Below are 14,538 nucleotides of genomic sequence, written 5' to 3' on the forward strand. Positions count from 1 at the left end.
GGTCATTCACGGCCGCGATCGCGGTGCTTCACGCTGACCGCCACGCCCGGGAACTGCCCGAGTCGCTCGGCGAGCTCGCGGACCAGCGCGACCGAGCGGTGCTTGCCGCCGGTGCATCCGATCGCGATGGTCGCGTGTCGCTTGTTCTCACGCTGGTAGCCGGCCATCACCGGCTCGAGCGCCGTCGCATAGGCGTCGATGAACTCCCTCGCCCCCGGCTGGTCGAGCACGTACTCGGCGACCGCGGCGTCCTCGCCGCTCAGGTGCCGGAGCTCGGGGATCCAGAACGGGTTGGGCAGGAAGCGGGCGTCGGCGACGAGGTCGGCATCGGTGGGAAGCCCGTACTTGAACCCGAAGCTGAGGAGGGTGACCCGAAGCCCGGCACGGCCGGCCTCGGCGAACGTCTCGGTGATGAGGGTGGCCAGCTGATGGATGTTCAGGTCGGAGGTGTCGACGACGATGTCGCTCGACTCGCGCAACTCGGCCATGCGGGTGCGCTCGGCGCCGATGCCGTCGAGCAGCGTGCCATTGCCCTGCAGCGGATGCGGGCGACGCACCGACTCGAAGCGGCGGACGAGCACGGCGTCGGTCGCGTCGAGGAACACGACGCGAACGTTGACGCCCGTGCGCAGGGCCTGGATGATGTCCTGCAGTTCCGAGAAGAAGTCGCGACCGCGCACGTCGACGACGGCGGCGATCCGCGGGAGCGAGGCTCCGGCGCGTTCCACGAGCTCGACGAGGGGGCGGAGCATCTGCGGCGGCAGGTTGTCGACCACGTACCACCCGAGGTCCTCCAGCGCGTTGCCGACCGTGGAGCGCCCGGCACCGGACATCCCGGTGACGATGAGCATCTCCTGATGCTCGGCTTCGGCTGCCATCGTCTCGGGCCCCCTTCCGCGCGTCGACACTCCAGCCTAGCGGGGCGCCGACACGCCGTCGGCGTGCAGGTGCGCGTGGATGGTGGCCGCGAGCGCGGGACCGATGCCCTTGACCTCGGCGATGTCGGCTTCGCCCGCCCCGCGGAGCCGCGTGACGGAGCCGAAGTGCTTCAGCAACTCCTTCACCCGTGTCGGTCCGAGCCCCGGGATGTCGGAGAGCACGGTGCCGATGTCGCGCTTGCGGCGCTGCCGCTGGTGCGTGATCGCGAACCGGTGGGCCTCGTCGCGCACCCGCTGGAAGAGAAACAGCGCATCGCTGTTGCGCGGCAGGATCACCGGGAAATCCGCGTCGGGCGTCCAGATCTCCTCGAGTCGCTTGGCTATGCCGCAGAGGTAGATGCCCTCGACACCCGACTCCTCGAGCGCTCGCGCGGCGGCCGCGACCTGCGGCTCGCCGCCGTCGACCACGAGCAGGTTCGGCCGGTAGGCGAACTTCTTGCGCCGCTCGGATGCCGCGGCATCCGTCTCCGCATCGGTGCCGCCGGCGGTGGCGCCCGCGCCGTCGGCCGTGCCGGCGTCGGGCCTCGCGAGGTAGGCGAGCCGACGTGTCAGCACCTGATGGATCGAATCGGTGTCATCGGTGGAGTTCGGGATGGTGAACCGACGGTACTCGTCCTTTCGAGGAAGCCCGTCCTCGAAGACGACCATCGAGGCGACGATGTTCGTGCCACTGAGGTGGGACACGTCGAAGCACTCGATGCGCAATGGCGCATCCGCCATGCCGAGCGCCTCCTGGATGTCCTCCAGTGCACGCGAGCGCGTGGTGAAATCCGCGCTTCGCCGAGTCTTGTAGAGCATGAGCGCCTGTCGCGCGTTCTGGGTCGCGGTGTCGAGCAGGGCCGCCTTGTCGCCGCGCTGGGCGGCACGCAGCCGCACCTTCCGGCCTGCGAGGCCGGCGAGCCAGTCCTCGACCGCCGGTGCATCGTCGGGCAGTTCGGGCACCACCACCTCGGCGGGCGGCGTCAGGTCCTCGCCGTAGGCGTTCTGCAGCACCGAGTCGACGAGCTCGCCCAACGGCACGTCGAGCTCCTTGTCGACGGTCCATGAGCGCACACCGCGCACCCGCCCCGACCTGACGATGAACAGGTGCACGGCGGCCGCGAGCTCGTCGTGGTCGATGCCGAAGACGTCGAGGTCGACCTTCTCGCCGAGCACCACGGCGCTCTTCTCGAAGAAGGCCGTGGCGGCCTGGAGTTCGTCGCGGCGGCGCGCGGCGGTCTCGTAGTCCTGCACGGCTGCGGCGGCCTGCATCCGACGCGTCAGGTCCCCGAGGATCCTCCGGTCCTGATTCTGCATGAAGGCGACGAATCGGTCGACGTTGGCCCGGTGCTCCTCGATGGTCACCTTGCCCGAGCACGGTCCGAAGCACTTGCCGATCTGCCCGGCGAAGCAGGGCTTGCCGCTCGCCATCGCCCGTCGGTAGTCGCTGTCCTTACAGGTGCGGATCGGGAACAGCTTCATGAGCAGGTCGAGTGTCTCGTTGACCGCCCAGACCTTCGGGTAGGGGCCGAAGTACCGGGCACCGGGGATCCCGCGCCGTCGGGAGATCATCGCGCGCGGCGCCTCGTCCCCGAGCGTCACGACGAGGTACGGGTAGGACTTGTCGTCCTTGAACCGCACGTTGAACGGCGGGTGGAGCTGGTTGATCCACGTGATCTCGAGCTGCAGTGCCTCCACGTCGCTCTGCACCACGGTCCACTCCACGGACGCCGCCGTCGTGACCATGCGCCGGGTGCGCTCGTGAAGGGTGCGCAGCGGAGCGAAGTAGTTCGAGAGGCGGGCGCGAAGGTTCTTCGCCTTGCCGACGTAGAGCACGCGGCGGTCGGCGTCGAGGAATCGGTAGACCCCCGGGTCGGTGGGGATCTCCCCCGGCTTCGGCCGATACGGGACGGTGTCGGTCATCCTCGTCAGCTGGCGACCTCGGCGTGCACGGATGCCGCGTCGAAGATCTCACGGAGGAAGTAGCCGGTATGGCTCGTCGCAACCCGGGCGACCTGCTCGGGCGTTCCGGTCGCCACGACCTGCCCGCCCCCGGAGCCGCCCTCGGGGCCGAGGTCGATGATCCAGTCGGCGGACTTGATGACATCCAGGCTGTGCTCGATGACGATCACGGTATTGCCCTTGTCGACGAGCTTGCCGAGCACCTTGAGGAGCTTGCGCACGTCTTCGAAGTGCAGGCCCGTGGTGGGCTCGTCGAGCACGTACACGCTGCGCCCGTTCGATCGCCGCTGGAGCTCGGTGGCGAGCTTCACGCGTTGCGCCTCGCCGCCCGAGAGGGTGGTGGCGCTCTGGCCGAGCTGGACGTAGCCGAGGCCGACGTCGACGAGCGTCTTCAGGTAGCGGTGGATCGCCGAGATGGGCTCGAAGAACTCCGCGGCCTCGCTGATCGGCATCTGGAGCACCTCGGCGATGTTCTTGCCCTTGTAGTGCACCTGCAGCGTCTCGCGGTTGTACCGCTGGCCGCCGCAGACCTCGCACGCGACGTACACGTCGGGCAGGAAGTTCATCTCGATCTTGATGGTGCCGTCGCCCGAGCAGGCCTCGCAGCGGCCGCCCTTGACGTTGAAGCTGAAGCGCCCGGGCAGGTACCCGCGCGCCTTCGCCTCGGTGGTCTCGGAGAACAGGGTGCGGATGCGGTCGAACACACCGGTGTAGGTCGCCGGGTTCGAGCGCGGAGTGCGCCCGATCGGTGCCTGGTCGACGTGCACCACCTTGTCGAGCTGGTCGATGCCCGTCACTCGCCGATGCTTGCCCGGGACCTTGCGTGCCCCGTTGAGCCGGTTGGCGAGCACCCGGTAGAGGATGTCGTTGACGAGCGATGACTTGCCCGAGCCGCTGACGCCGGTGACCGCGGTGAAGGTGCCCAGCGGGAACTCGACGTCGACACCGCGCAGGTTGTTGGCCTCCGCGCCCTGTACGCCGATCATGCGTGCCGGGTCGATCGGTCGGCGACGGGCGGGAATGGCGATCTCCTTGCGCCCGGACAGGTAGTCGCCGGTGAGCGACCGCGTGTTCTTCAGCAGGTCGGCGTAGCTGCCCGAGTGCACCACCGTGCCGCCGTTCACGCCGGCGCCCGGGCCGATGTCGACGATCCAGTCCGCGGTGCGGATCGTGTCCTCGTCGTGCTCCACCACGATCAGGGTGTTCCCGAGGTCGCGGAGTGCGACCAGGGTGTCGATGAGTCGGCGGTTGTCGCGCTGGTGCAGGCCGATACTCGGCTCGTCGAGCACGTAGAGCACGCCGGTGAGCCCCGAGCCGATCTGGGTGGCCAGCCGGATGCGCTGGGCCTCGCCGCCCGACAGCGTCGCGGCGGCGCGGGCCAGGTCGAGGTAGCTGAGTCCGACCCGGATGAGGAAGTCGAGCCGGAGCTTGATCTCGCGCAGGACCTGTGCGGCGATCGCCTGCTCGCGATCGGTGAGCTCGAGGCGATCCATGAACGACCTGGCCTCGGTGAGGCTGAGCAGGCCCACGTCGGCGATGCTGTGCTCGTGGATGAGCACCGACAGCACCTCGGGCTTCAGCCGCTTGCCATCGCAGACTGGGCACGGCACCTCGCGGAGGTACTCGGACCAGCGCGCTCGCTGCACGTCGGTCTCGGCCTGGAGGTATTGCCGCTCGATGTAGGGAACGACTCCCTCGAAGCCCGACGAGTAGCTCATCTCACGGCCGTACCGGTTGCGCCAACGCACCTTGACTTCGAAGTTGTCTCCGCGCAGCACGGCCTGGCGGGCGTCGTCGGCCAACTCCTCCCAAGGGGTGCGGAGCGAGAAGCCGAGATCGCGGGCCAGGCCGTCGAGGAGCTTCTCGTAGTAGTTGTAGAGGCTCTTGCCCTGCGAGGTCCACGGCAGGATGACGCCCTCGGCGATGCTCAGCGACGGGTCGCCGAGCAGCAGCTCCTCGTCGACCGACATCCTGGTGCCGAGGCCGGAGCACTCGGGGCACGCGCCGAACGGCGCGTTGAACGAGAACGTTCGCGGCTCGATCTCGGTGAGCTGGATGGGGTGCTGGTTGGGGCACGACAGCTTCTCGGAGAAGGTCGCCCACGCGGCGGGCCCGGTCTCGTCGACGTAGTTCACCTGCACCAGGCCATCGGTGAGTCGCAGTGCCGTCTCGAGCGAGTCGGTGAGCCGGCCGAGGACGTCGGGACCGGCGACCAGCCGGTCGATCACGACGGAGATGTCGTGCTTGACCTGCTTCTTGAGCACGGGAGGCTCATCGAGGCGGATGACCTCGCCGTCGACCACGGCACGCGAGTATCCGCCGGCGGCGAGTTCGCGGAAGAGGTCGACGAACTCCCCCTTCTTCTTCGAGACCACCGGGCTCAGGATCTGGTAGCGGGTGCCCTCGGGCAGCTCCATCAGCTGGTCGGCGATCTGCTGCACGGTCTGCCGCTGGATGGGCTCGCCGCAGACGGGACAGTGCGGCACGCCGATGCGAGCCCAGAGCAGGCGCATGTAGTCGTAGATCTCGGTGATCGTGCCGACGGTCGAGCGCGGGTTGCGGTTGGTCGACTTCTGGTCGATCGACACGGCGGGGCTCAGGCCCTCGATGAAGTCGACGTCGGGCCGGTCGACCTGGCCGAGGAACTGCCGCGCGTACGCGGAGAGCGACTCGACGTAGCGGCGCTGGCCCTCGGCGAAGATCGTGTCGAACGCCAGGGACGACTTGCCGGAGCCCGAGAGACCCGTGAAGACGACCATCGCATCACGCGGGATCTCGACGTCGACGTTGTGCAGGTTGTGCACGCGGGCACCGCGGACACTCAGCTGCGAATGGGCATCGAGACGTGAAACTGGCACCCTACGAGTCTAGGGAGACCCACCGACACGGAGTCCCGCGTTGATCGTGCTCTCAGCGAACATACGTTCGATTCAGCTCTCCACCGAGGCGAGCGACGTAGGCTCCGCTCGCCCATGCGCGGTTCAGCCGAGGTGGCCCGCCTTCTCCATCTGCCGCAGCTCCCGCTTCAGCTCGGACACCTCGTCGCGAAGCCGTGCTGCCAGCTCGAACTTCAGCTCGCCGGCTGCCTCCAGCATCTGCTCGTTGAGGTCGCGGATGAGCTCTTCGAGATCGTTGGCCCCTTCGGCGGCGATGCCCTCCCGCCGCAGGTTGGGCACCGGCGACTTCTTCCGGGCGTCGCGGCCGGCGAGCAGGGCGGCCGTGTCGGCCTCTTCGCGCGCCAGCACCTCGGTGATGTCGGCGATGCGCTTGCGCAACGGCTGCGGGTCGATGCCGTTCGCCCTGTTGTACTCGAGCTGTCGGTCGCGGCGACGCGTGGTCTCGTCGATGGCCGCGGCCATCGAGTCGGTCAGCACGTCGGCGTACATGTGCACCTCGCCCGAGACATTGCGCGCCGCACGGCCGATCGTCTGGATGAGCGAGGTCGACGACCGGAGGAACCCCTCCTTGTCGGCGTCGAGGATGGCGACAAGGGACACCTCGGGCAGGTCGAGGCCCTCGCGGAGCAGGTTGATGCCCACCAGCACGTCGTAGACGCCGGCGCGCAGCTCGGTGAGGAGCTCGACGCGACGGAGGGTGTCGACGTCGGAGTGCAGGTACCGTACTCGCACGCCGGCCTCGGTGAGGAAGTCGGTGAGCTCCTCGGCCATGCGCTTCGTGAGCGTCGTGACGAGCACGCGCTCGTCTCGCTCGGCGCGGAGCCGGATCTCCTCGAGGAGATCGTCGATCTGCCCCTTCGACGGCTTCACCACGATCTGCGGATCCACCAGGCCGGTCGGCCGGATGATCTGCTCCACCACGCCGTCGGCGATGCCCATCTCGTAACGGCCGGGCGTCGCCGACAGGTACACGGTCTGGCCGACCCGCGCCTTGAACTCGTCCCACTTCAGCGGGCGGTTGTCGAGGGCGCTGGGGAGCCGGAAGCCGTGCTCGACCAGCGTGCGCTTGCGCGACGAGTCGCCCTCGAACATCGCGCCGATCTGCGGGACGGTGGCGTGGGATTCATCGATCACGACGAGGAAGTCGTCGGCGAAGTAGTCGAGGAGGCAGTGCGGAGCCTCGCCCGGTGCTCGGCCGTCGATGTGGCGGGAGTAGTTCTCGATGCCCGAGCAGAACCCGATCTGCTCCATCATCTCGAGGTCGAACGTGGTGCGCATGCGCAGCCGCTGCGCCTCGAGCAGCTTGCCTTCGCGCTCGAGCTCCGCGAGCCGCTCTTCCAGCTCGAGGCGGATCGTGCCGATCGCGCGCTGCATGACGTCGGTGCTCGCGACGTAGTGCGACCCGGGGAACACGGGTACGGCATCGAGCTTCTCCACGACCTGGCCGGTCAGCGGATGCAGGTGGTACAGCGCCTCGATCTCGTCGCCGAACATCTCGATGCGGATCGCGAGCTCCTCGTAGATCGGAATGATCTCGATGGTGTCGCCGCGGACGCGGAAGTTGCCGCGCGAGAAGTCGATGTCGTTGCGCTGGTACTGCATCGACACGAACTTGCGGATGAGCCAGTCGCGGTCGACGCGCTGGCCGACCTGGAGCGGCATCATCGCCTTCAGGTACTCCTCGGGCGTGCCCAGGCCATAGATGCACGACACCGTGGACACCACCACGACGTCACGACGGCTGAGCAGCGAGTTGGTGGTGGAGTGCCTGAGTCGCTCCACCTCGGCGTTGATCGACGAGTCCTTCTCGATGAAGGTGTCGGTCTGGGGCACATACGCCTCGGGCTGGTAGTAGTCGTAGTACGACACGAAGTACTCGACCGCGTTGTTCGGCATGAGCTCTCGGAACTCGGTGGCCAGCTGGGCGGCCAGCGTCTTGTTGTGCGCGAGCACGAGCGTCGGCCGCTGGACCTGCTCGATGAGCCACGCCGTGGTCGCCGACTTGCCGGTGCCCGTCGCGCCGAGCAGCACCACATCGGTCTCGCCGGCGTTGATGCGGCCTGCGAGTTCGGCGATCGCCGTGGGCTGATCACCGCTCGGCCGGTATTCGCTCACGACCTCGAAGGGACGGACGGATCGTGTGGCCTGCATGCCTTCAAGTCTAGGTTCGGCCGCCGACACTCCGGCCGGAGTCAGCTCCGCGCGAACAGGCTAGGCCGACGTGCGCTCGGCCCTGATGCGGTTCCAGAGGGCGTCAGTCTGGCTCATCGTGTGCGCCATCGAGCCGTCGGTGTCGATGACGACGTCGGCGATCGCCAGCCGCGAGGTGTTGTCGACCTGGGCGTCGACTCGGGCCTGTGCCTGGAGCGGGTCGAACCCGCGCTGCTCGACGAGCCGCTCGACCTGCGTCTTGCGCGGCGCGCTCGTCACGACGATGAGGTCGAACGGATGGTCGACGGCCGCCTCGACGAGGAGCGGGACGTCGTAGACGACGACCGCATCGGGGTCCTCCTGCGCGGCCCGTTCGATGAGCTTGGCCGAGAGCTCCCGCACTGCGGGATGGACGATGGCGTTGAGTTTCGCGCGCGCCGCCTCATCGGCGAACACCAGCTCGCCGAGCTTCGCCCGGTCGAGCGTGCCGTCGGACCGAAGCACGCCGGGACCGAACTCGTCGACGATCGCCGCGAGCGCCGGCTTGCCCGGTGCGACGACCCGCCGCGCGAGGTCGTCGGCGTCGATGTGCACCGCCCCGTGCTCCACGAGGCGACGCGCGACCGTGGACTTGCCTGAGGCGATTCCGCCAGTGAGACCGATCAGATACACGCCGACCACTCTATCCGGGTCGAACGCGCCTTCATCCGGGTCGAACACGACGCCCGGGGAGACGCCGAAAGGCCGGCCCCGAGGGACCGGCCTTTCGTATCGCGAAACGCGACTAGTTGTTGCTCGAGAGCTTCTCGCGCAGCGCCGCGAGCGACGCGTCGTCGGCGAGGGTGCCCGCGCCGGCCGAGTCGCTCGAGAACGATGCGGCGCCCGAGGTGAACGAGTCGTCGGCCACGGCAGCAGCGTTCGCCGCGGCGACCTGCTTCTTGTGGGCCTCCCAGCGAGCCTGGGCGGCAGCGTAGTCCTGCTCCCACTTCTCGCGCTGGGCCTCGAAGCCCTCGCGCCACTCGTTGGTCTCGGGGTCGAAGCCCTCAGGGTACTTGTAGTTGCCCTGCTCGTCGTACTCCGTGAGCATGCCGTAGAGCGCCGGGTCGAACTCGGTGCCCTCGGGGTCGACGCCCTCGTTCGCCTGCTTCAGCGAAAGCGAGATGCGGCGACGCTCGAGGTCGATGTCGATGACCTTGACGAAGACCTCTTCGCCGACCGACACGACCTGCTCGGCGAGCTCGACGTGCTTGCCCGACAGCTCCGAGATGTGCACGAGGCCCTCGATGCCGTCTGCGACGCGCACGAACGCACCGAACGGAACCAGCTTCGTGACCTTGCCCGGTGCGACCTGGCCGATCGCGTGGGTACGGGCGAAGACCTGCCACGGGTCCTCCTGCGTCGCCTTGAGCGACAGGGAGACGCGCTCGCGGTCGAGCTCGACGGAGAGCACCTCGACGGTGACCTCCTGGCCGACCTCGACGACCTCGCTGGCGTGCTCGATGTGCTTCCACGAGAGCTCGGAGACGTGGACGAGACCGTCGACGCCACCGAGGTCGACGAACGCGCCGAAGTTGACGATCGACGAGATGACGCCCTTGCGGATCTGGCCCGGGTGGAGGTTCGCGAGGAACGTCGAGCGCGACTCCGACTGCGTCTGCTCGAGGAGCGCGCGGCGCGAGAGCACGACGTTGTTGCGGTTCTTGTCGAGCTCGAGGATCTTCGCCTCGATCTCCTGGCCGAGGTACGGCGTGAGGTCGCGCACGCGGCGGAGCTCGATGAGCGACGCCGGGAGGAAGCCGCGGAGACCGATGTCGACGATCAGGCCGCCCTTGACGACCTCGATGACCGAACCGGTCACGACGCCGTCGGCCTCCTTGATCTTCTCCACGTCGCCCCACGCGCGCTCGTACTGCGCACGCTTCTTCGACAGGATGAGGCGGCCTTCCTTGTCCTCCTTCTGGAGAACGAGCGCCTCGACGGTGTCGCCGACGCCGACGACCTCGCTGGGGTCGACATCGTGCTTGATGGAAAGCTCACGCGAGGGGATGACGCCCTCGGTCTTGTAGCCGACGTCGAGGAGCACCTCGTCGCGGTCGATCTTCACGACGGTGCCCTCGATGAGGTCGCCGTCGTTGAAGAACTTCAAAGTCTTCTCGACCGCGGCGAGGAAATCGTCAGCAGATCCGATGTCGTTGATCGCGACCTGCTTGGGTGCCTTGGTCGTTGCGGTTGTCATGTAGTGAATGCTCCGTAAAGGACAGAATCGAGCCCATCGCGAGGTAGAGCGTTATGTTGGTTCCGCGATGGGCATGCGGACAGGGATGTCACACGAGTGACGCTCTATCCTAACCAATCCTTGGCATGGGCCGCAATCCGGCAGTGCGCCGGCCCGTCAGCCGTGCCCACGCATCCGTGCTCGCGGTCATCCGGGAGGCGCCATCGCATCGATCCTCGCATCGAACGTCATGTCGCGGGTCGCGCGGTAGTTGAGGTGCACGGATGCCGCGATGGTGTTCACCCCGTCGCGCAGGGCGGACGCCGGGATCGTGACCACCACCTGCGGTGCGGCCGTGGTGCGGGGCGCCGCCGTCGCGTACGTACCCGAACCGATGACCCCGGCTGGGAGATTCGAGCGAGCGACCTCGACGCCGTTGACGAAGACGACCACCCCGTCGTCGGCGCGAGTCGTCAGCGTGACGCCGCTGAGCACGTCCGCATCGGCGACCGAGAACGAGCGTCGGAACTGCGCGCTGATCGGCCGTCCCGATGTCGGCGGCGGCACGTCGACGACGGTGACGATGCCGGGAGCGCCGAATCCGAACAGCGCCTTCCCGGCGTTCCAGCCGCGATCATCGAAGGCGGATGTGGTCCAGCCTGCCGGCCAGCTGCCGCTGCGGTACTGCCAGCGCCAATCGCTTCCCGCATCCACCAGCACGACCGGCACCGGTTCCGACGGCGCGGGATCCGTCGTCACCACGATCGTGGTCTCCGTCGACTCGAGTCCCGTCGTTCCCACAGCACGGATGCCGTAGGTGTACGCCGTCGCCGGCAGGACGTCCGTGTCGATCGTCGTGGTGGTCCCGCCGGCCACCGTAGCGAGGGGCTGACCATCTTTCGAGATCGTCCAGCTCTGCACGGGCGTCGCGTCACCCGGCGCCCATGAGAGGGTCACGTCCTCGTGGGTGCTGTCGGCCGTGAGCGTCGGGGGTGCTGGTGCAGGAGGCGTCGTGTCGTGCACTCGGGTCCCGGACATGACCAGGTCGAACGACGCATCCGTCGTGCCCTTGTAGTTGAGGTGGGTGGATGCCGCGATCGTGTTGATCCCGTCGTGCAGCAGGCCGGCGGGCACCGCGAACTCGGCCGGTGTGGCGGTCGCGACCGAGGTCCTCGGTGCCGCGGTGGCGTACGTACCTGAGGTCACGATGCCAGTGGGCATCCGCGAGCGGCCGATCTCGACGCCGTTCACGTGCACCACGACGCCGTCGTCGGCGCGCGTGATCACGCGAACGTCGCTGAGTTCGCCGGCTCGAGCGATGTCGACGCGATGTCGGAACACCATGCTGATCGGGCGATTGGTGGTCGGCAGGGGCTTGTCCACCACCGTCACGATGGAGGTGGACCCGCGTCCGAGCGGTGCGCCGCCCCGTGCCCACGCGGTGTCGTCGAACGCCTCGGTGTTCCAACCGGTCGGCCAGGCGCCGCCCTCGTAGCGCCAGCTCCACGAGGAGCCGCCGGCGAGGAGCGTCACCGGCTCGCCGCCCGCCGGCGCGTGCATGTCGTACGCCAGCGTGAAGCGGCTGTCCGCGTCGTTCTCCATCTGCTGCAGGTACGGCGAGTAGGTGAAGGCGTCGATCGTGTCGGTCGCGGGATGGAACGTGTAGTACCGCAGCCACCCGTTCCCGCCGTTGGCGCGATCCTGGTAGTCGCTGAGGATCTGGTGCACGGGCCTGCCGCACGCATTCGGATCGGTGCGGCGGGCCTCACTCAACTCGCCATCGTGCCAATGTCCGTTGACGACCATGAAGATGTTGCAGTTGCGGTAGACGAGCTCGTTCCAGACGTCGTTCGCAGACTTCGGCGTCGTGTCGGTGCGGATGACCGTGTTCGACCGGTTGCCGGTGGTGGTGATGAAGCCGTGCGTCGCGAGGATGACTCGGCGATCGGGGTACGCGTCGATGACGCGCTGCGCCCAGGACAGCGAGTACGCGGGCGACTCGAATTCCAGGTTCACGAGGAGGAGCTTGAGTCCGCCGGCGTCGAGCAGCGCGTAGTTGTCCTTGTTCTTCCGATCGATGCCATCGGGCCCGAACTGGTTCTGCCCGAGGTAGCCGCCGTATCGCACGGAGGCGGAGTTCCATGTCGCGGCGGAGTAGCGGCTCGGCGGGAAGTACGTGTCGTAGGTGCTCGACTCCCCGGTCGTGATGCTGAGGTCGTGGTTGCCGGGGAGCACGGAGCTCGGGACGCCCGCCGCGTCGAGGATGGCCATCGACCGGCTCGCGCGAGCCCACTGGTTGACGTTCGGCCATGATTCGACGAGGTCGCCGACATGGATCGCGAACTTGGTGTGCAGCTGGTCGCGCTGGTCGACGATCCACTGCGTCTGCTGGTCGAAGATGGCGTCGATGCCGCCGGTGTTCGTGTACGCCTGCGTGTCGGGGATCACCACGATGGTGAAGTCGTCCTCCGCGGCGACCGCGGTGTCGGTCGGCATGAGCATGAGCGCCGCGAGCGAGGCGGTGGCGGCAATCGATGCCGCCACCAACCGTCGCGATCGGGAAACGCGTCCAACTCGGGTCATCGGAACTTCCAGCGCGAGCCGCGGGCCGGCTCGACATGGCTAGGTCTACGCCGACCTCAGCGTGTCCGCCAACCCCCGAACGGGGGCGGCGACTCACGCACTCAGCCCAGCAGCGCGCCACGCAGCGTGTCGAGGCCGACGCCGCCGAGGTCGAGCGCGCGACGGTGGAACTCCCGGATGTCGAACCGGTCGCCCTCACGCCGCGCCACCTCGTCGCGCAGCTGCTCCCAGATCCGCTGGCCGACCTTGTACGACGGGGCCTGCCCGGGCCAGCCGAGGTAGCGGTTCACCTCGAAGCGCACGAACCCCTCGTTCATGTTCACGTTCTGGGAGAGGAACTCGAACGCGTACTCCCCCGTCCACGGGCCGGTGCCGTCGGGCCGGGGCTTGCCGAGGTGCACGCCGATGTCGAGCACGACGCGAGCCGCCCGCATGCGCTGGCCGTCGAGCATGCCGAGGCGGTCGGCGGGGTCGTCGAGGTACCCGAGACCCTCCATGAGGCGCTCCGCATACAGCGCCCAGCCCTCGGCGTGCCCCGATGTGCCGGCGAGCTGACGCCGCCAGGTGTTGAGCTTGCCGCGGTTCACGACGGCCTGGCCGATCTGGAGGTGGTGGCCGGGAACGCCCTCGTGGTAGACGGTGGTGAGCTCGCGCCAGGTGTCGAACTCGGTGACGCCCTCGGGCACCGACCACCACATGCGGCCCGGCCGGGTGAAGTCGTCGCTCGGCCCGGTGTAGTAGATGCCGCCCTCCTGCGTGGGCGCGATCATGCACTCGAGCGTGCGGATCTCATCGGGGATGTCGAATTGCGTGGCGCCGAGTTCCGCGACCGCCCGATCGCTGGTCTCCTGCATCCAACGCTGCAGCGCGTCGGTGCCGTGCAGCTTGCGCGAGGGATCGCCGTCGAGGTGGGCGATCGCCTCCGCGACGGATGCCCCGGGCAGGATCTCGTTCGCGATGGCCTCCTGCTCGGCCACCATGCGGGCGAGCTCCTCGATGCCCCACTCGTAGGTCTCGTCGAGGTCGATGACGGCGCCGAGGAAGTGCCGCGACTGCAGGGCGTAGATCTCACGTCCCACGCCGTCGCGCTCTCCGGCGATCGGCTGGAGTTCCCGTTCGAGGAATGCGGCCAGTTCGCCGTACGCGGCAGCGGCACCGGACGCCGCACGCTCGAGCTCTCGGTGCAACGACTCGGGAAGCTCGCCCTCGCCGGCCTTCGCCTGCTCGGCGAACGTGGCGAAGAACCCGTCGGCCTTGGCGATGCGATGGGCCTGAGCGGCGACCTCGCGCACCTGCCGGACGGCCGGCACGACGCCCTCGGCGCCGCCCGCACGCAGCGTGGCGACGTACCCGTCGATCGCTGCTGGCACGGCGTCGAGACGCGCGGCGATGCGCTCCCAGTCGTCGCGCGAGTCGGTGGGCATGAGGTCGAACACCTCGCGGATCTCCTGCGCGGGGCTCGCGATGACATTGAGGTCGCGCAGGTGCAGCTTCGCGTCGTGGCTCTCGAGGGCGAGCGCGAGCTCGCTGCCGAGGTCGGCGACGGTGATGCGGTCGACGTCGTCGACCGGCTCCGCGGCACGGAGCGCCGCGAGCGCTGCACGCGTCGCCTCGATCGACCGGGCGTGGCCGTCGGGCGAGTAGTCCGCGAGGCGGTCGTCGGCCGACGGCCGCCCGATGTACGTGCCCACTGCGGGGTTCAGCTCGACGAGCGTGTCGACCCACCCCTCTGCGATGCGATCGACGTCGGACGGGATGCGCTCACTCGATGCCATGGGTCGAGCCTATGACACCCCGCCGACCCTCGCCGAGG

Annotated in this window: 8 protein-coding genes; all 8 read right to left on the bottom strand. The window is 68.4% G+C overall.

Features of this window, described 5'->3' with window-relative positions:
- Positions 1-2 precede the first annotated feature (2 nt).
- The gene (gene rapZ, locus J2X63_RS15245; RefSeq protein WP_309978760.1) at positions 3-878 is read right to left on the bottom strand and encodes an RNase adapter RapZ; all 876 of its coding nucleotides are present in this window, start codon (positions 876-878) and stop codon (positions 3-5) included.
- 36 nt (positions 879-914) lie between these two features.
- Entirely contained in the window at positions 915-2,840 is a 1,926-nt protein-coding gene (gene uvrC / locus J2X63_RS15250) for an excinuclease ABC subunit UvrC (protein ID WP_309978763.1), read from the bottom strand.
- 5 nt (positions 2,841-2,845) lie between these two features.
- Positions 2,846-5,737, bottom strand: coding sequence for an excinuclease ABC subunit UvrA (gene uvrA, locus J2X63_RS15255; RefSeq protein ID WP_309978766.1), 2,892 nt, complete (start codon positions 5,735-5,737; stop codon positions 2,846-2,848).
- A 123-nt stretch (positions 5,738-5,860) separates the two neighbouring features.
- Positions 5,861-7,927, bottom strand: a complete 2,067-nt coding sequence (uvrB, locus tag J2X63_RS15260; protein ID WP_309978768.1) for an excinuclease ABC subunit UvrB — start codon at positions 7,925-7,927, stop codon at positions 5,861-5,863.
- A 60-nt stretch (positions 7,928-7,987) separates the two neighbouring features.
- Entirely contained in the window at positions 7,988-8,599 is a 612-nt protein-coding gene (gene coaE, locus J2X63_RS15265) for a dephospho-CoA kinase (protein WP_309978770.1), read from the bottom strand.
- Positions 8,600-8,711: 112 nt separating this feature from the next.
- Positions 8,712-10,163 carry a 30S ribosomal protein S1 gene (rpsA, locus tag J2X63_RS15270; RefSeq protein ID WP_159599853.1) on the bottom strand — a complete coding sequence of 484 codons (1,452 nt, stop codon included), beginning with the start codon at positions 10,161-10,163 and terminating at the stop codon, positions 8,712-8,714.
- A gap of 186 nt (positions 10,164-10,349) precedes the next feature.
- Entirely contained in the window at positions 10,350-12,686 is a 2,337-nt protein-coding gene (locus J2X63_RS15275) for a metallophosphoesterase (protein WP_309978772.1), read from the bottom strand.
- A gap of 140 nt (positions 12,687-12,826) precedes the next feature.
- Positions 12,827-14,500 (bottom strand): DUF885 domain-containing protein, encoded by a 1,674-nt coding sequence (locus J2X63_RS15280; RefSeq protein ID WP_309978774.1) that lies wholly within the window; start codon positions 14,498-14,500, stop codon positions 12,827-12,829.
- Between the last annotated feature and the right edge of the window lie 38 nt (positions 14,501-14,538).

Origin of the sequence: Agromyces sp. 3263 (genome assembly GCF_031456545.1) — a bacterium.
Classification (GTDB): Bacteria; Actinomycetota; Actinomycetes; order Actinomycetales; family Microbacteriaceae; genus Agromyces.